Here is an 18,878-nt window from a genome sequence, read left to right as displayed (position 1 = left end):
CGATCCAACGCATCGATCAGCCTTTCGTGGCGTGGAAAGGGGATTCCAGGTGAACTCCGGTGCACAGCAGGATCAGTTTGCAGCCGGAACACTCGGCGCGAAGCAGGTCCCCGGCCCCCTCGGCGACGGTGTGCCAGTCCTGCCGCGTCACCACGTCCTGCAGAGTGCCGACCGGGCGGTCTCGCAGAGGTGGACAGGTGAAGACCTCCCCGTCCGGTCCGACGCACGTCTGTCGGGCGTGCGGGAAGCGGGGGGTCGGCAGGTCGGGGAGCGTCCGGGGCCACTCGTCCTCCAGGACCGGACCCATCACCCCGATGCTCAGCCCGTACCGCCGCTCGAGTCCGGGACTTCGGGTGATCAGATCCCGCCACGTCTCCTCGTCGAGTCGGTACTCCTGTATCTGCGTGGCGCGCCCGAGGGCCGCGATGGGGAAGACGGTCCAGCTGGACGCCCCCAGCTTCTCGGCGAGTGCTGCGCAACCGTCGAACTCGTGGACGTTCCCGCGGTGGAATACCGTGTGCACGCCCGTGAGCCGCCCACCCGCTTCGCGGAGCCGTTCCAGCGAACGCATTGTTCTGTGGAAGGTCCCACGCCCGCGCATCCAGTCGTGCGTCGAGGCGGTGCAGCCGTCGAGGCTGACATGCACCCCGAAGCCGGGGAACCTGCGCTGGGCGTCAGCGATCTTCTGCGGCACGGCGCCGCGGAAGATCAGCCCGTTGGTAACGAGGACCGTTCGTTCGACGCCGCGTTCGAGGGCCCGCAGAGCGACATCGACCGCTTCGGGCCGCAGCAGTGCCTCTCCGCCCGACAGTACGAGACTGCGTAGCCCGCCCGCGGCCAGGACGTCGACGAACGCCAGCCACTTGGCTATCTCGACTTCGTGCTCGGCCGGCGAGTCCTCGGCCGGCACCGCACAGTGCCTGCACCGCAAGTTGCATCGCTCCGTGAGCAGGATCTGCACCTGGTCCGGGCGGAATCGCCCCGGTGCCGACGACGCCATCACATCACACCGGCCCGGCCGCCACCGCCCGGGACGTAGTCCGGCGGCAGCATGCCGGCGAGGTCCTCCACCTGCGCGTCCAGAGACCAGCCAGGGCCGAGGTGTGCCATCAGGGCATCGAGATTGAGGCCGAGGTACCGCGCCGGACCTTCCACCAGTATCGCTCGCTTGTCCTGGAGACTCAGGTCGGCGCGATCACGTACGATCACGACCGGGTCGGGCCAAGCACCGTCCATGTGGGGCCAGTCGCTGCCGAACAGGATGTGGTCGGAGCCGACGAGCTTCGCCGAGTGGGCCAGGCCGAGATCAGCTGGTTCTCCCGACAGGTAGAGCTGATCGCGGAACTGCTGGATCGGGCCGCGTTCCAGCTTCCGCGACATCAGCGCGAACTTGTCGTATGTCTCCTCCATCCGGCCGAGCCAGTGCGGAAGCCAGCCGACGTCCCCCTCGATGATGCCCATTCGCAGCGTGGGGAACCGGTCCAGCACGCCGCCGTCGATGATGTGCAGCACGGCCAGCTGAGCCTGGAAGGGCTGACCCATCTGCCACTGGGTGCGGTTGGCGAAGACCCAGCCCATGCCGAGTGCGTTGGCTGCCGGGTTCACCACATGCACCGTCGCCGGCATGTCCAGTTCGACGAGGCGCTGATACAACACGTCAAGCTCGGGGTGCCCGAGGTTGCGGCAGAGGCTCGCCCGCCGCGAGTCGGCGAACGGGATCGCACCCGGACCGGATCTGGGCAGCGGCGACAGCATGACGGTCGAGCAGCCGAGCCCGATGCAGCGTTCCAGCTCCGCCATGGCGCGATCGACGGAAGTCAACGGCAGCACGGCTCCCCACCGCAGCCGGATCGGGTCCGTCTCGCAGAACCTCGCAATCCAACTGTTGTAGGTTTCGGCGTACGCCCAGCGGAACTCGATGTCCTCGACGTCGTCCAAGCCGAGCGTGCACGAGGGAAACAAGACGCTGACGGCGATTCCCTGCTTGTTCATGAGCTCGAGGCGCGCAACCGGGTCTCGCACGCCAGGGTGCACCTCGGCGTCGAGACTGACGTCGAGGCGTCCCTCGGCGCTGCCCGAGCCGGGTGTGCACAAAGTGCCGATCGTCCACTCGAGGTCCAGTTCGCGCCCGTGGTGGAACAGAGTTTCGTTGCCCTCGTCGTCGGTGGTCCGCTGTCGGGCGAAGTCTCGGAATTGCTCGGGTAATTCTTCCGCCCACAACTCGAACGGTTCGACCACGTGGCAGTCGGTGTCGATGACAGGTAGCTGATCGGGGCGCAGCTCGCTCATGTGAGTACCGTCTTCCTGTCGGAGGTGTCGTGGTGCAGCCAGCGGGCCAAGGACTCGGGGAGGGGAACCTTTCCTGCGGAGCGCAAGCGTTCGTATACCGCGAGCAGCAGCTCGGGGCGGCGCAGCAGTTGTGCGGCGGTTTGCTCGTCGCCTGAACGCCGCAGCGCGAGCGCCAACCCGATCCAAGCCGACGCGCTGGACGACTTCTCGATCTGCTCTCGATATCCGGACACGGCTGCGCCGAGCTCGCCGTGTACGTAGCTCACGTCGGCCGTGGTTGCACCGGGCACCTTCGCAGCAGCCGATTCGGGCCTCGCGATTAGTCGTGCGAATTCGTCCGGAGAAGTCATCCGCATGTGCCATAGCCGGAGTCGGGGCGCGTCGACGTGCGTTTCGGAGGTGCCGCTGAGCAAGGTGGACTCAGGTGCGTGGGCGGCAGCGTCACCGGAGGCCCAGGCCCCAGCGAGGGCCTCGACATCCGCCTGGGACGGGACCAGGTTGCGCAAGCGCCAGCGTGCCGCGTGTTCGCTGGCTGTGTCGCGGACCTGTGCCTCGAGATCAGCCGGGATCTGCTCGTCCTGCCAGCTCGCCAGCCTCGCACGCATACCTCGCACGAACTGCACGCCGGCCGGAGTGAGACCGCCTGATCCGAGAAGCTCCGCGCAGGCGTTTTCGGTCTGGGTCCGCCAGCGGGCGAACTCGAAATCGGGCAGCGTGGTGGCGTCGACGTCGGCGGCGCGGTAGCGGTGCACGCGCCAAAAGTCGGTGACGCCGAGGAAGGCGTAGGTGCCTTGAAGCAGCCCCGGCAGTGGCCTCGGGTCGTCCCGCCAAGGCGCGTAGTAGCGGGTCGCCGGATCCGGATCGGTCAACTGGACGATGTCCAGGAGTGCGCTCAACTTGGCGTGTTGGAACTCGTGGATCAGGGTGTTCGCGAAGTTCGGGGCGTCCGTGGGAAGGGACAGGGCGATCGAGCCGAAGGCGTCCGTCGACGTCGCGCTGATGCTGTGGTGGAGGTCGCCGGTGCGCTGCGGAACCAGAGACCGCAAACCGGCCGCGATCGCATTCGCGTAGGCCGGGTGGTCCTCGGACAGGAGAGCCCAGGCTCCATCGAACAACTCCGACCACCGATCGAACTCGCGCTCGGTCAGCCGGCCGGTGACAGCCGGGTAGTTGTGGCCGCGAAAAGGGTCGACGTCATCGAGGTCGACCGTGATCGTACGGCCGCCGGCGTTGGCGCTGAGCCTCCGTACTGGCGTCCATCCACTACGGGCTTCGCTGTGAGGTCGCACCACGACGGCGAGGCCTGCGGAGCACACACGAACCTCGGCGCCGTCCGACACAACGACGGTGTCCCTACCGTGCGCCGCCGCTGTGCCCAGGGTGGGTAGCGCCACACGGCCGCCGCGGACATGCACCGCTATCCGGAACGGCACACCCGCGCGTACGGCGGCCGCTGCCGCGACGTTCGCCGCGTACGCGAGGTCGAGACGAAGCCGGTAGTCCGGTGGAGCGTGATCGTGCAACCGTTGCAGGCAATGACTGAGCCAGCCGCCGGTATGGGGATGCAGGAGCACATCCTGCACTGCCTCGGGTGCGGCGAGTTGCACCTCGTTGAGCAGTTCGTACGCTGCACGGAAGCCGGTGGCGTTGAACTGACTCGGCACGACGTCGGGGGCGATGTGATCGATCGCTCGCAACATCAGCAAGTGCTTGCTGAGCTGCCCGGCGCGCAGCGCGGCGATCGTAGTGGCCTCACCCCGGCCGCTGGCCAGGAGGTCGAAGTGGGCAGGTGAGAGCCGGTGGGTGCTGGTCATCTCGGGCCGCCCCCGGCCCAGGCTAGGTCCGCCGCGACGCGGCCGTGTACGTGGTCGATCAGCCGGAGCAGGTCGGGACAGTACACCGACGGGTTGAGGAAACCGGACCCTTCGCGGTAGCGGTGCGGGTAAAGTCCGCCGCCGCACACGCCGAGTACTCGGCACGAACGGCAGGTGCTCGACAACCCGTCGATCCCGATCTGGCGAGCCGCGACGGCGGGGTTCTCCAGCGCCACATCGAAGTCGTGCTCGAAGACGTTGAGACCGGTTTTCGCTGCCCCGTCGAACGCCGCCTTCAGTGAGTCGACCTGCTCCAGAGACCCGTCGGTCTCGATGACGATCAGGTTTACCGGGGTGAGTCCGATCGACTCCAGAGAGCTCCGGCCCCCGAGAACCAGGTTGATGATCTCCTCGAAGAAGCGGATACCGGTTTCGCGGTGGGGCGCGAGGTACCAGCGGTCGAAGATCGGGATCAGCCAGTCGGCATAGGGCGTGCTCGCCGGGTCGGCAATGCGGTGAGGGGGGCGAGTTGTCCAGTTGCCGTGCGGCAGCAGGAAATCCACGGACGGTGGATTCAGCTCGAGCAGTTCTTCGTACGTCGAGACAGGGTCATTGGCGATGTCGATCGTCGCCAGCAAGCCAGTGAACAGTGGGCGGTACTTCGGCGTGGTCAGTAGTGCGAGTGCGGTGACGACCTCGTCGTAGGTGCTCCGGCCGTTCCGGTACCTGCGGTGGCGGTCGTTGGTGGCTCGGCCGCCGTCGAGACTGACACCGACCCGGATTCGGCATTCCAGCAGTAGATCCAGGTAGTCCTCGTCGAGCAGAACGGCGTTGGTCTGCACTCCGAGGGTGTGGACCGTGTCCGGCCCCATCGCTCGGGCGAATGTGCGCGTAAGGTCAAGGAAGAAGTCCCGACCTGCGAGCAGGGGCTCGCCGCCGTGCAGGATGATGCGCACCTCGTCGAGCTCATGCGTCCTCGCGTGCTCAGCGATCCGTTCTGCTGCACGTTCGACCACCCGCTCCGACATCACGGTCGGCTGTGCTCTCCAGCTCTGGTCCGCCATTTCGTAGACGTAGCAATAGTTGCAGGCGATGTTGCAGCGGGAATGGACCTTGAGTAGGAACTGTCGAAACGGTACCGGTTTCCATCCGGAGGTGTGCAGCGCGGATACGTCGAGTAGATCTCCCGGCCATTCTGCGGAAGCGGTTCTGGTGGCGGCGGGCACATGTGGTGACACTGGATGCACCTCTCGAACGGTTCGAAGCCGATGGCGGGTGCGGATTGTTACGCGCCCGCCATCGGATTGATCACCAGGGGCTCGAACTGTGCTGGTTGAAGGCGCCGAATGCGGCGATCGGGTCTCTCGCGTCATCCGCCTCGCGTTGGAACCGGCGGAGCGAGTGAGCGAGGACTGAGTCGTCCAAGTTCCTCAACGAGTCGAGCGTGACATTGCTGACGTCGACGAGGCCGCTTCCTTGCGATGTGTTCGGCTGGGTCATTGTTCACCTCCTTTCGAGTCCGTACCGTCGGCGAGGTCGCCGGCGGTGATCGCCCATCGAACCTGGTCGAGTCGCCGTCTGTCGTCACCGATCGCGGACCGGGCGACACCTTCGCGGCGGAAGCCGACCGCTTCGAGCATTCGCCGTGACGCCGTGTTCTCTGGGGCGACCAGCGCTTCGACCCGGCGCATCCCGAGGTTGGCCATCGCGTGCCGGACGAGGAGGCCCATCGCTTCCGTCAGGTACCCACGGCCGCGGTGGCGCACGCTGACCGCGCAGCCGCACTCGCAGGTTCGCCACGTGCCCATGGCGAACCTGCTCAAGTTCATCAAGCCGACGAATTCTCCGGAAGACTTGAGGCCGGCCAAGAACAAGACAGTTCCCTCAGATTCAGCGCTTGTGACGTAATCAGCTAGGGCGGCTGCGGTGTGTGGATAACTCACCCAGGGGTGATGGAATTCCACGCTTTCTTGCAAAATAATCGAGATCTCCGGAACGTCGCCGTGCGTCAGGTGACGTATGAACACGCGCGGACCTTCAATGGCGAAGGTCGAGGTCCTGCCGGGAGCGGGGAATCGGATCATGGACACCCTCTCAAGCCTGCGGCGGCGCGTTCAGGTATGCTAGGTCAAGGTGTCATGGTCAGCCGAAACGAACCGAAAATGGGTAGATATTGTCATGTTTCTGTCCCGTCGACGGGGGTTGTCGAGGGTGTGATTCCGAAGTGCTGCCAGCGCTATTGCGTCGCCGCGCTCGGCATGAGATGAGCGGGGGTCGTTCGCGGGGAACTACCTGCCAAGGGGGGATCTCCTCGGGCGATTGCCAGGTGGGACCAGCTGATCTCGGAGACTCTTGCCGTCAGAGTTGTCCAGTCGGCTGCGGTGAGGGCGTGGTTCGGCGTGATCTTGGGCGACAGTCTTCTTCGCCCTATGGACAAAGTTACTGTGGAGTGTTGCGCGCGTACTCCGTCAGCGCGCTGCGGTTCTCCAGATGGGACTTCGCCATCAGGCTCGCCACGTGCTTCTCCACCGTGCGCGGGGAAATGTGCAGCCGGCGGGCGATGTCCTTGTTGCCCATGTTGTCGGCCAGCAGCTGCAGCACCTCGTACTCGCGGACCGTCACGCCCGCCGAGCGCAGCTCCGCCGGGAGGCGGTCGGAGCCCGTGCGGCGCTGGCCGACCGGGGCGCCGATCTTGCGCAGCAGCCCGCGGCACGCGCTGGCCACCGCCGTCACCTCCGCTTGGTGGAAGAACTCTTCGGCCTCCTTGAGCCACATCACCGGGTTGCCCCAGCCGTCGGCCGCCGCGGACTCGGCCACCATGCGCAGCCCCAGGTGCCGGCTCACCGGGAACGGGGCCGCCGCCTCGATCGCGGCGGCCACGGCGGCGTCGGCCTGCTCGACGTCTCCCGCGCGGCCGTGGCGGACCGCGTCGCCCAGCAGCACGAACTGGCGGTTCCAGCGCATGCCGCTCACCGCCGCCGGGGGCCGGTCCGGCGGCGGTGCGCCGTCGAGCGCCTCGATCAGCAGCCGGAGACCGTGCTGGCCCGCCAGGTGGAAGCGGCTGGGCTGACGCTCTTCCAACGCGAGCACCTGCGCCAGCTCGCGGCGGGCGCGTTCGGCGTCCTCCTCCAGCAGGGAGCAGAACACCTGGGCCAGCCCGACGCTGAGCACGAGCTCCTGCGCCGTCGTGCCGCCCTCCGCGCGGAAGTCCTCGAGCGCGCGCTCCATCCGCGGCCGGTCCGCCTGGTGGGCGGCCACCATCGCGCGCGTCATGTGCGTGTACTGCAGCAGCGCGACCAGCCGGAGCCGGCCCAGCACCGCGAGGTTCTCGTCGAGGATGCGGTCGGCCTGCGCGAACTCGCCGCGCATCACCGCGTGCACCGCGCGGCTGGCGTCGACCGCGCAGGTCAGTGTGATCGCGCCGGTGCGCTGGGCTTCCGCGCGGGCGAGCTCGAACGTCCGGATGTCGCCCTCGGCGAGCATCCGGTGGCCGCCGAGGCGGACCAGCACCTGGGTGCGCAGGTGCGTCAGCTGGTGGCGCTCGGCCAGCCGCCGCGCCAGCTGCAGGTAGCGCTCGGCCTCGGTCAGGTCCGACTCCAGCGCCACCATGCCGAGCACCTGCAGGGCCTGGCACGACACGAACGGCACGCCGGCGCGTTCGGCGACCTCCCACGCCTGCTCGGCGAGCTTCCGGGCCCGCTCGGTGTGGGCCGGGCCGGGGATGTCGAGCCACAGCGTCGCTTCCACGGCGTCGAGACCCGCGTTCTGCTCCTCGGTCATCTCGCCGCCGAGCGGGGCGCGGGCCTGCTCGATCTGGTTGAGGCACTCGTCGTGGCGGCCGCCGATGTAGGCCGCCCACGCCAGCTGGATGTGCAGGTCGACGGCCCGTTCGAGCCGGCCGATCTCGGCGAACCGGGCGGAGAACTCGACGGCCCGGTCGAACTGCCCGGTCTGCCCGAGCGCGTGCAGCAGGACTTCGAGGGCGTCGGCGCGGTCGTCGGGGCTCGCCGTGGCCAGCAGCTCGACGGCGCGGGTCAGCATCGTCACCGCCGTGTCGGCCGCGCCGCCGTCGAGCGCGCGGCGGCCGGCTTCGGCGAACAGCCGGCCGGCGCCGGGGTGGTCCATCGCCGTCAGCCGCAGCCCCGCGGCCAGCGCGCACAGCTCGCCGGGCAGACCGGGGTGCAGCTGCTCGACGGCGTCGGCGGCCCTACGCGCCAGGTTCGCCTTCGTCGACGGCACCAGCCGGGCCAGCAGCGCCTCGGCGGTCAGCGGGTGGCGGAAGGCGTACCAGCCGGGCGTGGTCTCGTCGGTGGTGACCAGGTGCGCGGCGACGCTCGCGCTGATGTGGTTGTGCAGCATGCGGTCGTCCATGTCGGTCACCGCCTGCACGACCGACAGCGGGAACCGCCGGCCCAGCACGGCGGCCACCGACAGCAGGGTTTCGCCGTCCTGGCCGAGCGCGTCGACGCGGGCCGCGATGCTGCTGATCAGCGCCTCGGGCACGCGGGCCTGCAGCTCGCCGACGACCTGCCAGCCGCCCGGCCCGCCGACGAGCAGGCCGTCGCCGACCATGCCGTGCAGCAGCTCCTCGACGACGAAGGGCACGCCTTCGCTGTTCTGCCACAACAGGTTCGCGACGGCGGCGGGTACTGCGGCCGGTTCGGTCTCCAGGCAGGCGGCCGCGAACTCGCGGGTGCGCTCGGCGTCGAGCCGGGTCAGTTCGAAGGTGTGGCTGGACGAGCGCTGCGCCGCGGCCGAGGCCAGCCGCAGCGCCTCGCCCGGTTCGCCGCGCAGGGTGCCGATGAGCATCACCCGGCTGGACGCGAGGTTGTCGACGAGGTACTCGACGATGAACAGCGTCTCGGCGTCGGCGTTGTGCAGGTCCTCCAGCACGATCAGGCAGCCGCCGTCGCGGCCGGCGACCGACAGGAGCCGGAACACCGCTTCGGCCAGGACCAGCAGGTTCCCGTTGTCGTGCGGGCGGTCGCCGCGGTACCAGTCGGGGACGAGCCGGGCGAGGACCGGCACGAGCGGGTCGAGTTCGGGCGCGGCGGGCGGGAGGCCGCCGCGGAAGTGGGACAGCAGGGCTTCGGCCAATGGCCGGAACGGCACCATCGGGCCGATCGAGCTGGCGCGGCCGCGTAGCACCGGGAGCCCGGTCGCCAACGCCCGCGAGGCGATGTCGGCGGCGAGCCGGGACTTCCCGATCCCGCCTTCACCGACAAGGAAGAAGGCCCCACCGTGGTCGGTGCGGGCCTTCTCCAGAGCCTGGGACAGCGCGCCGAGCTCCCTGTCGCGCCCGATCAGGCGCGTCGATCGGATGCCCATCGCGGTCACTATAACCGGACGGGCACCCTCCGGGCGTAGGTCGAATTACCGACGCCCGGGCGTCTCACTATTCGGTGAAGCCACCGGTGACGACCGTGATGTCCATCGTGGTCAAGGAGTTCTGGCTGACCCGCGCCGCGCGGCCGGACAGAGCGTGGTTGCGGGCGCCCGTGCGGGCCGACGTCGGAAGGGTCAAGTCGCCGATCGGGTTGTCCGTGCCGGCGAAGTCGTGCTCGGTCATGCTGGAAGCTCCACTCTGAGTAGTGCTGGGATCGGACGGTTATTCGGCGAAACCGATGCTGACGGTGAAGACGGGCGTGATGTCGAGGGTGTCGGCGCCGTGCTGGCTCAGCCGGCCCGTCTTGCCGGACAGGGCGCGGTTGCGGGCGCCGGTCCGGCTCGACGTCGGGAGGGTGAGGTCGCCGATCGGGTCGTCCGGGCCGGGGAAGTCGTGCTCGCTCATGCTTTCTGCTCCACTCTCGGGAGGTCTCGGGCGGGGAGGGCGGTCAGAGGGCGAAGGTGCCGTTGGTGACGACGGTCGGGTCGCCGAGGGTCTCGAGGGTGATCCCGGACAGCCGGGGCCGGGTGCCGGCCAGCGCCTGGTTGCGGGCACCGGCGCGGTTCGCGCGGGGGAGCACCAGGGCACCGACGGTGGCTTCGACGGTCTCGGCGGTGGTTTCGGGCATCGTGCGTTCTCTCCTCGTGAGGTGGGGCGGGGACGGGGTCAGCGAGTCGGGGGCTGCAGCAGCAGCGCGGAGGGAACGCGCCGGCCGAAGCCGAGGCGCAGCAGGCCGTAGCCGATGCCGGCCAGGCCGGTGAGCAGGCCGGGGGAGGCGACGCCGTCGGGCGTGCCGCAGCGCGCGCCGTCCTGCTCGACGGCGGTGAGCAGCTGCCCGGTGCGGGTGGCGACCGCGGCGGCGGCGCCCTCGTGGCCGCCTTCGGCGAGGAAGCCGAGGACGTCGGTGATGCCGGTTTCGCCGTGGCAGAGGCTCAGGTCGCGCAGCGGGTCCTGGCCCGCGAGCGCCGCGACCTGCTCGTCGAGGCCGAGCAGCGCGGGTTCGTCCGCATAGGCGAGGACCTGGCCGGCCAGGCCGGAGCACCAGCCGTGCCCGGTGGCGGCCTTCGCCGGCGGCAGCGTCGCGGTTTCGCGCGGGTACCCGGCCAGCGCCCAGTCGACGCCGGCGGCGCCGTGCGCGAACCCGGGGTCGGCGAGGTCGGGATCGATCGAGCGGACGGCGAGCTCGGCCGCGTAGGCGTCGGCCAGGGGGGTGGCTGCGGCGAGCCCGGTCTGGGTGGCCACCGAGCGCAGCGCGACGAGCCCGCCGGCGAGGCCGGTGGTGTACCGCGGGGAGGTCTCGGGCGTCGGCGCGGGCATCGCGGCGACCGTGCGGGCGGTCAGGTCCAGCAGGTCGGGCCGGTCGAGCAGCCGCGAGAGCCGGGCCGCCGCGTAGGCGACGCCGCCGAGCCCGAGCAGCCCGCCGGGACCGGCCGCGGCGGCGAGGTCCGGGTCGGCCTCCAGCGCCGAGACCAGCCCGGGCAGCCCGGAAAGCGCCTTCCCGGCCAGTTCGCGGTAGCGGTCGATGCCGGTCAGCTCGGCCAGCTGGGCCAGGAACAGCGCGACCCCGGTGTAGCCCTCGCCGAGCCCGGCACCCATCGGCAGCACGGTCCAGTACTTCTCGTCGACGAGCTCCAGCCCGACCCAGTTGACGCGCCCGCCGCCCGAGGCCGCGCGGGCGACGATCGCGTCGGCGATGCCGCAGGCGGCCGAGAGCAGGTGCGCCGGTTCGGGGCTCTTGCTCGGCAGGACCGGGTCGGTGACGCCGGTGCCGGTGTGGGTTTCGGCGGCGGGCCCGGTGGCCAGCGCGGCGGAGATCAGCCACTCCTGGTCCCGGCGGTCGATCGTCGTCATCCCGGCGACCTTCGCGCGGACCGACGCCAGCGGCGGCTCGGCCAGCAGTCCCGGCAGCCGGGTGCCTTCGGCGTCCCAGAGGTCCGCGGTGCCGGGCCGGCCGGTGAACATCGGGACGTCGCCCGCCCACAGGTCGGTCAGCTCGGCCGCGACCAGCCCGCGGCGGACGTCGTCGGTGCTGTCGTCGTGCAGCAGCCCGAACGCGTCGTCGCGCGCGGCGGCGTCGGCCAGCAGCGACGGGTGCGTGGTCTCGTCGAGCAGCCGCGTGTAGAAGCTGGTCGGGCGGACCAGGACGCGGATGCCGGCCTCGGCGCAGCGGTCGAGCAGCGGCCCGAACTCCCCGGCGCCGGCGGCGATGGCGTCGTACCCGGCGCGGAACCCGGCGAGCAGCGCGGCCCCGTGCTCGGCCGGCTCGACGTCGACGCCGCCGAGGGTCGGCCGGTTGACGCCGGTGCCGACGCCGCCGGGCACCCGGGTCAGCCGCATCCGGTCGGTGCCGGCGTCGAGCCAGTCGACGCGGGTGAGCGCCGGGGCCGCCGCACGCCCGCCGCCGAGGCCGGAGATGTCGACCGCGCCGTGCTCGCCGACGATCATCTGCGGCAGCAGCATGGTCCGGTGCACCGACCGGGCGAGCAGCTCGGCCGCGGGGTCGACGTCGCCGGTGTCGGCGGGCAGCACCGGCTGGAAGAGCGTCTCGATGTCGATCAGGACGGGCTGGTCGCCGGCGGCGATGATGTTCTCGAAGTGCACGTCGGTGCCGTCGAGGGCGTGCAGCAGGGCGAGGAGCACGCCCTGGCGGCGGTAGAACCGGTCGACCTCGGTCAGGTCGGCGCACGGTGTGTGCTCGACGAACCGGAGCCAGCCGTAGCCGGGGCGCACCAGGACGTCCACCGTGCTCAGCTCCAGGCCGGGCACGCGCGGGTTGAGCCACTCCACCAGCTCGGTGAACGCCGCGTGCAGGTCGAGCGGGCGGGGCTTGTAGATCACCCGCGCGCCGCCGGCGAACCGCAGCTCCCGCACCGAACGGCCGCGCTGGTGCGCGTCGCCGGTGCCGCCGCTGATCTCCACCAGCGGGCCGGGTTCGGGACCGGTGAACGCCGTGAGCGCGGCGCGGTCGGCGTCGAAGCGGTCGAGCAGCTCGGTGACGGCCGCGATCGCGTACAGCGCCGTCTGCGCCGCGAGCCGGGCGAGCACGGGGTAGCGGTGCAGCAGCTCGGTGAGCCCGGCCGGGGTGCCGGTCCGCCGCACGAAGTCGGCGAACCGCGCTTCCCCGGTGTCCCCGGCCAGGATCCCCGCGCGGCGGGCCCGGCCCAGCTCCAGCACCAGGCTGCGGGCGGCGAGCCCGGCCAGCTGGTGCCCCAGCCGCGTCGCGCACCCGTCGGCGACCGCGGTGGCGTCGACGGCGGGCGAAGCCGCTGCGGCGCCGGCGATCGCGGCGCGGGCCGCGTCGGTGAAGGGGCGGAACACCGCGGCGAACGCGGTGCGCCAGCGGGCGTCGCTCTCGCGGGAAAGCGGCACCTCGGCGCTTTCCCGGGACAGGGCCGCTTCCGCGAAGTCGACCCACGCGGGACGGGCGCCGCCGGGGCGGCGTTCCTGCGTGGTCAGCGCCGCGGCCCACCAGGTGGGCGGGAGCGTCGTGGTCGCCGGGTTCGGCTGCGGGGGAATCACGGGATCGAGCATGCCAGCGGGTGACGCGGGTTACATGGGGGTGCCGCGCCCGCATTCCGGCGCGGCATGGGGGCTTTCTAGGGGTTCATGGGGGCATCGCCGGCGAAACGCCTGGTCGTGAAGTGGGTGGTTGCGCCGTTCGGACGTGGTGGTTGCTCCGTTCGGCGGGCGGGCTGGACCGGGGTTGACGAGGGTGTGCGCACCCCCGATCCCCCATGCGGGGCACCCACTCCCCACCGGACTCCGCGGTCGCGCGCGCGGCCGTGACGCCCGCGCGAGGGGCGGATTGGGGGGCGGGGTGGGGTGCGGGAGTGTGGGCCCGCCGCACCCGGGTGGGGCGCCCCCGCGCCGATGACGATTCGTAGTGAGAAGTTCGCGGCTCGCCCCGCGGACGTTCCCCGAACGCACAGGGAGCGACGCACGATGACCACGTTCCAGATCGAGCAGACCCCCGACGGGCCCGGCGTGGCCGCCGGGTCCCCGCTCAAGTTCGTCCTGTCCAGCGTCCAGTCCGACTCGCACATGTGGAACCTCGTCGCCCTCCAGCTGATCATGGAGGAGATGGGGCACGAGGTGGTCAACCTCGGCGCCTGCGTCCCGGTCGAGCGGCTGCTGGCCGCCTGCCGCGACGAGCGCCCCGACTGCCTGGTGATCAGCACCATCAACGGCCACGGGCACGTCGACGGCGCCCGGGTGATCTCCGCGCTGCGCGCCGACCCCGCGCTGGCCGGCCTGCCCGCCGTCATCGGCGGCAAGCTGGGCGTGCGCGGCGCCGCCGACGCCGAGCTGGAGACCGAGCTGCTGGCGCTGGGCTACGACGCGGTCTTCCACGTCGGCGCCGGCGACTCCGGCCAGGCGATCGAGTCGTTCCGCGAGTTCGTCGCCGCGAACGTCCGGACCTTGCGGTGACCGCTGCCCGGTCGGTGTTCAGCAGCTTCGTGGCCGAGCACCGGCGCCGCCGGACGCTGGTCGTGCAGCCGCGGATGGGGTTCTCCGACCCCGTCGCGATGCGCCGCGGGCTGCGCGCGGTGGCCGGGGCCGGGGTGCCGGCCGTGGGCACCGTGACCCTGGACAGCTACACCCGCACCGGGCAGCACGACCTCGCCGCCATGTCGATCGCCTCCGGCGTCCCGCTCAACGGCTACCCGCTGGTCGCGCTCGGCCCGGCGGCCGCCGCCGAGCTGGTGGAGGGGCTGCCCGGCTTCCCCGTCCAGGTGCGGCACGGGTCGGCGCAGCCCGAAGACATCTTCGCCGCGATGCTCGAAGCCGGGCTCGACGCCTCCGAAGGCGGGCCGGTGTCCTACTGCCTGCCCTACAGCAGCGTCCCGCTGCGGACGGCGGCGAAATCGTGGACGCGGTCGGCGTTGCTGCTCGCCGAGCAGGCCGTCGACTGCCACCTCGAGAGCTTCGGCGGCTGCATGCTCGGGCAGCTGTGCCCGCCGGGGCTGCTGGTCGCGCTTTCGGTGCTGGAGTGCCTGTTCTTCGCCGAACACGGCGTGCGCAGCGTCTCGGCCAGCTACGCGCAGCAGACGAGCCCGGAGCAGGACGCCGAAGCGCTGTGGGCGATGCGGCGCTTGTGCGCCGAAGAACTGTCCACTGTGGACCACCACGTCGTGCTCTACACCTACATGGGCCTGTTCCCGGAGTCCCCGGCCGGGGCGCGGGAGCTGGTCGCCGAAAGCGTCCGGCTGGCCGTGCGCACCGGCACCGAGCGGCTGATCGTCAAGACCACCGCGGAGGCACACCGGATCCCGACCGTCGAGGAGAACGTCGAGGCGCTGCGGCTGGCGCACGCGACCGCGCTGGACCAGCCCGGCCCGGCGACGCCGCTGCCGGGGGACACCGAGGTCTACCTGCAGGCCCGGCTGCTCGTCGACGAGGTGCGCTCGCTCGCGCCGACGCTCGCCGAGGCGCTGCCGGCGGCGTTCGAACGCGGCCTGCTCGACGTCCCGTACTGCCTGCACCCCGACAACGGCGGCGAAACCCGGTGCGTGCTCGACGACGACGGCCGCCTGCAGTGGTGGCACACCGGGCGGATGCCGCTGCCCGCCGCGCTCGGCGGCCGCCGCGGCCACGACCGGGTCACCGCGACCCGGCTGCTCGCCGACCTGTCCTACCACCGCCGACGGCTCGACCCGGTCCTGTCCTGATCCGCACCGACCAGCTGGGAGTGAGAACGCCATGTCCTACACCGATCCGCCGGACCCGCGCACGCACCTGACCGCGGAGCGCACCCGGCACGTGCTGGGTCTCCAGCACAAGCTGCTCGCCGAGGCGCGCGCGTTCCTCGGCGCCCGCGGCTTCACCGAGCTGCTCCCGCCGGTGATCGGCCCGGTCACCGACCCGGGCGGCCGCGGCGCGAAGCAGGTCGACGTCGACTTCTACGGCCACCGGTACAAGCTGATGACCAGCGCGATCCTGTACAAGCAGGCGTCGCTGCTGGGCTTCCCGAAGATCTTCTACGTCGCGCCGAACGTGCGGCTGGAGCCCTTGGAGACGGCGAACACCAGCCGCCACCTGGCCGAGTTCCACCAGCTCGACGTCGAGGTCGCCGGCGCGTCCCGCGACGACGTGCTCGACCTGCTGCAGGAGCTGGTCGCGCACGTGGTGCGCCGGGTCGTCGAGGACGCGGGTGACGTGCTGGAGGCACTCGGACGCGATTCGGGCGCGTTCGCCGACCTGCTCGGCGGGGCGTTCGGCCGGCTGTCGCACGCGACCGCCGTCGAGACGCTGCGCGAGCTCGGGCACCCGCAGAGCGAAGACGCCGAGATCGACTGGGCGGGCGAGGCGATCCTGTCGGAGAAGCACGCGCGGCCGTTCTTCCTGGTCGACTACCCGAAGGGCTCCCGCGGGTTCTACGACCGGGAAAGCGTTTCCACGCCGGGTGTCCTGCGCAACTTCGACCTGATCGCGCCCGAGGGCTACGGCGAGCTGTGCAGCGGCAGCGAGCGTGAACACGACTACGGCCGGATCGTCACGCGGATGCGCGAGACGGGGGAGAACCCGGCGAAGTACGCGTGGTACCTGGACCTGGTCCGCGCGGGCATTCCGGCCAGCGCCGGCTTCGGGCTGGGCGTGCAGCGGTTCACCCGGTACGTCGCCGGGCTGGACGCGGTGTGGCAGGCGACGGCGTTCCCGAAGCTGCCGGGGGTGGTCTCGCCGTGACCGCGTTGCACGCCGGGGGTTTCCCGGCCGAGCTCGTCCGGGCGCGGGCCCGTCAGGGTGCTTCGGCGGTGTTCCCGCCCGCTTCCTCGTACGGGACGTCCTTGTTCGGTGGGGCCTCGGCCGATTCCGCGGATCCCTTGGAGCAGGCGCGGCTGGTGCCGCCGGTGTTCGTGCCGCGGCGGCTGGAGAAGCTGATCGAGCTGGGCCGGGAACCGCTGTACGGCGACGTTTCGCTGTCGACGTCGATCGGCGGGTTCGCGTCTTCGCTGCCGCTGTACCTGTCGGCGTTCGGCTCGACGCAGGTGGCCGGCCGCGGGCTCGGCGCGGCGGCGTCGGCGCAGGCCGCGCGGCTCGGCATCCCGATGGTGATCGGCGAGAACGTCGTCCCGATGCACGGCCACGGCCGCGTGGACGGCGCGTCGGCCGGGACGCTCCTGGAGCGCCTGCGGGCGTACGCGGACGCGGTGCCGGACGGGCTCGGCGGCGTGGTCGTCCAGCAGAGCACGGAGGACGCGGACGCCGAGGTGTGGAACCTGGTGTATTCGGACCCGTCGGCGCTGCCGCTGCTGGAGTCCGGGCGGCTGGCGTTCGAGCTGAAGGTCGGCCAGGGCGCGAAGCCGGGGCTCGGGGGCATGACGCTGGTTTCTGCTGCCGAAGCCGCTTCGCTGGCGTCGTTGTACGCGGTGGACCAGTCGCTGGGTGCCGAAGTGCTGCGGAGCAGTTCGCCGGGGACGTTCACCGACGAGATCCTCCGGCAGCAGATCCGCTTGATGCGCAACAACTTCCCGCGCGCCGGGGTGTGGGTGAAGCTCCCACCGGGGCGTGATGTCGGGGTGGCGGCTTCGGTGGCTTGGGCGGCCGGTGCTTCCGCGGTCACCGTGGACGGCGCCGAGGGCGGTTCCGGCTGGGCGCCGTTGTCGTTCGCTTCGGTCGGCCTGCCGTTGGCGGAGTGCTTGTCCCGCATCGGAACGCCGGCCGGCTGTCTGCTGGCGTCGGGCCGGATGTGGGAGGGGACCAGGGTGGCGAAGGTCCTGGCGCTGGGAGCGCGCGCGGCGGGGTTGGGCCGGGCGGCGCTGCTGGCGGTGGACACGGACCCCTCGGACGGGCTGGTCCGCTTCGTGGAGGCGCTGGCGTTGGAGCTGCGGCTGCTGCTGAGCGCACTGGGCCAGTACCGAGCGGACGCGTTGACCCCGGACGACGTGTGGTTCCCGGGCCAAGCGGAGCGAGTGGCGGAAGAGGTGCTGTCATGACGACAGCGGCCGAGCCGAGCACCACAACACCGGCGAGCCCCTCCACCAAAGCCCTTCCCGCGCCCTTCCTCGGCCTGGTCCTCGCCATGGGCCTGTCCTCCTTCGGCGATGCCGTCTGGCTCATCGCCCTCTCCGTCACGCTCGTCGGCACCGCGGGCCCCGCCCTCGCCGGTCTCGTCCTCGCCCTCGGCTCGCTCCCGAAAGTCCTCACCCTCCTCGTCGGCGGCGCCGTCGCCGACCGGACCGGACCTCGGCGAGTCCTCGTCACCACCGACCTCATCCGCGCCGGGGCCATGCTCGCCGGGGCGGCCGGGGTCCTCCTCGTCGGGCCCGAACTCCCGCTGCTCACCGGCCTCATCGTCGTCATGGCCGTCGCGAGTGCCTTCTTCATCCCGGCCTCCGATGCCCTCCGGCCGAACCTCCTGCCGCCCGAACACCTCGTGCGCGGCAACGCCGTCTACCTCGCCGCCGTGCGGGGCGGGCAAGCCGCCGGGGGTGCGCTCGGGTCTTGGCTGGCCGGGCTCGGCGGGCTCGTCACCGTCGCCGTCGTCAACGGCGTCAGCTTCGCCGTCTCCGCCCTCGCCGCCGGGAACACCAAGACCCTGACCCGCACCGAACCCCGGCAGCGCGTCAAGCTCAAGCAGCTGGGCACGGAAATCGCCGAAGGCTGCCGGTACGTCGCCCGCCGGCCCGCGCTGCGGACCGCCATGATCGTCACCGGCCTGCTCGAACTCAGCGGCGCCGGCCCGATCAACCTGGGCCTGGTCCTGCTGGGCGGCCAAGCCGGCGCCGGCTGGCTGCTCACCGCCATGACGCTCGGCGCGTCCCTCGCCTTCGTCGTCTCGGTCAAGTGGCCGCCGCGCGCGAAGGCCGGGCGGCTCGCGACGGCCGGGCTCGCCGCGCAGGTCGGCTGCCTCGCCCTGCTCGCCACCGGCACCCTCGCCGTCGGCATCGCCGCCTTCTTCACCCTCGGCCTGGTCGCCGGGCTCACCGCGCTCGTGCTCGTGAGCCTCGCCCAGCGCTGGGCCACCCCGGACATGCGCGGCCGGGTGATGTCGATCCTCGCGCTCTTCACCCTCGCCGCCACCCCGGTCGGCAACCTGCTCATCGGCGTGCTGGTCGAGACGCTCGGCGTCCCGCTCACCATGCTCGCCCACGCCGCGGTCGCGCTCGTCGCGCTCGCCCTGCTCGTCGCCACCCCGGCACTCGGCCGGGCCGCACTCACAGAGGAGAAGCAGTCATGACGAACCCCTTCGAAGACGAGAACGGCACCTTCCTGGTCCTGGTCAACGCCGAGAACCAGCACTCGCTCTGGCCATCCACTGTGGACATCCCGGCCGGCTGGACGAAGGTCCACGGCGAGGACACCCGCGCCGCGTGCCTCGAGTACGTCGAGCAGAACTGGACCGACCTGCGCCCGGCGAGCCTCATCGCCGCGATGCGCTGACCCTTCCC

Annotated in this window: 17 protein-coding genes; 6 read left to right on the top strand and 11 right to left on the bottom strand. The window is 71.3% G+C overall.

The annotated features are described in order from the left end of the window. Positions 1-16: 16 nt before the first annotated feature. From ACZ7OH_RS31085 to ACZ7OH_RS31035, 11 genes are all read right to left on the bottom strand, one after another. Positions 17-1,000 carry a radical SAM protein gene (locus ACZ7OH_RS31085; protein WP_470284067.1) on the bottom strand — a complete coding sequence of 328 codons (984 nt, stop codon included), beginning with the start codon at positions 998-1,000 and terminating at the stop codon, positions 17-19. Beyond that, positions 1,000-2,289: an amidohydrolase family protein gene (locus ACZ7OH_RS31080; protein ID WP_470284066.1), complete on the bottom strand. Its 1,290-nt coding sequence runs from the start codon at positions 2,287-2,289 to the stop codon at positions 1,000-1,002. The genes ACZ7OH_RS31085 and ACZ7OH_RS31080 overlap by 1 nt, the downstream gene beginning before the upstream one ends. Then, positions 2,286-4,103, bottom strand: a complete 1,818-nt coding sequence (locus ACZ7OH_RS31075; protein WP_470284065.1) for an HEXXH motif domain-containing protein — start codon at positions 4,101-4,103, stop codon at positions 2,286-2,288. The genes ACZ7OH_RS31080 and ACZ7OH_RS31075 overlap by 4 nt, the downstream gene beginning before the upstream one ends. After that, positions 4,100-5,329, bottom strand: coding sequence for an FxsB family cyclophane-forming radical SAM/SPASM peptide maturase (locus ACZ7OH_RS31070; protein ID WP_470284064.1), 1,230 nt, complete (start codon positions 5,327-5,329; stop codon positions 4,100-4,102). The genes ACZ7OH_RS31075 and ACZ7OH_RS31070 overlap by 4 nt, the downstream gene beginning before the upstream one ends. 82 nt (positions 5,330-5,411) lie before the next feature. Continuing rightward, positions 5,412-5,603 (bottom strand): FxSxx-COOH cyclophane-containing RiPP peptide, encoded by a 192-nt coding sequence (gene fxsA, locus ACZ7OH_RS31065; protein ID WP_470284063.1) that lies wholly within the window; start codon positions 5,601-5,603, stop codon positions 5,412-5,414. Next, positions 5,600-6,187, bottom strand: coding sequence for a GNAT family N-acetyltransferase (locus ACZ7OH_RS31060; protein ID WP_470284085.1), 588 nt, complete (start codon positions 6,185-6,187; stop codon positions 5,600-5,602). Before ACZ7OH_RS31060 ends, fxsA begins: the two co-directional genes overlap by 4 nt. 355 nt (positions 6,188-6,542) lie before the next feature. Beyond that, positions 6,543-9,431, bottom strand: a complete 2,889-nt coding sequence (locus tag ACZ7OH_RS31055; protein WP_470284062.1) for a helix-turn-helix transcriptional regulator — start codon at positions 9,429-9,431, stop codon at positions 6,543-6,545. 67 nt (positions 9,432-9,498) lie between these two features. Beyond that, the gene (locus ACZ7OH_RS31050) at positions 9,499-9,672 is read right to left on the bottom strand and encodes a hypothetical protein (protein ID WP_400899061.1); all 174 of its coding nucleotides are present in this window, start codon (positions 9,670-9,672) and stop codon (positions 9,499-9,501) included. A gap of 39 nt (positions 9,673-9,711) precedes the next feature. After that, complete coding sequence (locus ACZ7OH_RS31045) at positions 9,712-9,894, bottom strand: hypothetical protein (protein ID WP_470284061.1); 183 nt, start codon at positions 9,892-9,894, stop codon at positions 9,712-9,714. A gap of 43 nt (positions 9,895-9,937) precedes the next feature. Continuing rightward, positions 9,938-10,117: a hypothetical protein gene (locus ACZ7OH_RS31040; protein ID WP_470284060.1), complete on the bottom strand. Its 180-nt coding sequence runs from the start codon at positions 10,115-10,117 to the stop codon at positions 9,938-9,940. 38 nt (positions 10,118-10,155) lie between these two features. Continuing rightward, the gene (locus ACZ7OH_RS31035) at positions 10,156-13,020 is read right to left on the bottom strand and encodes a type 2 lanthipeptide synthetase LanM family protein (protein ID WP_470284059.1); all 2,865 of its coding nucleotides are present in this window, start codon (positions 13,018-13,020) and stop codon (positions 10,156-10,158) included. Between the two features lie 411 nt (positions 13,021-13,431). On the opposite strand from ACZ7OH_RS31035, the gene ACZ7OH_RS31030 reads away from it, so the two are divergent. Genes ACZ7OH_RS31030 through ACZ7OH_RS31005 form a run of 6 tightly spaced genes read left to right on the top strand, consistent with a single transcriptional unit; the run spans position 13,432 to position 18,870 of the window. Beyond that, positions 13,432-13,917 (top strand): cobalamin B12-binding domain-containing protein, encoded by a 486-nt coding sequence (locus tag ACZ7OH_RS31030; protein ID WP_470284058.1) that lies wholly within the window; start codon positions 13,432-13,434, stop codon positions 13,915-13,917. Then, positions 13,914-15,158: a methylaspartate mutase gene (locus tag ACZ7OH_RS31025; protein WP_470284057.1), complete on the top strand. Its 1,245-nt coding sequence runs from the start codon at positions 13,914-13,916 to the stop codon at positions 15,156-15,158. Before ACZ7OH_RS31030 ends, ACZ7OH_RS31025 begins: the two co-directional genes overlap by 4 nt. 31 nt (positions 15,159-15,189) lie before the next feature. Continuing rightward, on the top strand, positions 15,190-16,173 hold the full coding sequence (locus tag ACZ7OH_RS31020) for an asparagine synthetase A (RefSeq protein WP_470284056.1): 984 nt from the start codon (positions 15,190-15,192) through the stop codon (positions 16,171-16,173). Then, complete coding sequence (locus ACZ7OH_RS31015; protein ID WP_470284055.1) at positions 16,170-17,423, top strand: glutamate synthase-related protein; 1,254 nt, start codon at positions 16,170-16,172, stop codon at positions 17,421-17,423. Before ACZ7OH_RS31020 ends, ACZ7OH_RS31015 begins: the two co-directional genes overlap by 4 nt. Then, on the top strand, positions 17,420-18,667 hold the full coding sequence (locus tag ACZ7OH_RS31010; RefSeq protein ID WP_470284054.1) for an MFS transporter: 1,248 nt from the start codon (positions 17,420-17,422) through the stop codon (positions 18,665-18,667). Before ACZ7OH_RS31015 ends, ACZ7OH_RS31010 begins: the two co-directional genes overlap by 4 nt. Beyond that, positions 18,664-18,870, top strand: a complete 207-nt coding sequence (locus tag ACZ7OH_RS31005; protein WP_400899079.1) for an MbtH family protein — start codon at positions 18,664-18,666, stop codon at positions 18,868-18,870. Before ACZ7OH_RS31010 ends, ACZ7OH_RS31005 begins: the two co-directional genes overlap by 4 nt. The last annotated feature ends 8 nt before the right edge of the window (positions 18,871-18,878 follow it).

Source organism: Amycolatopsis sp. NPDC114478, assembly GCF_055633805.1.
This window is presented reverse-complemented; position numbering and strand designations above follow the sequence as displayed.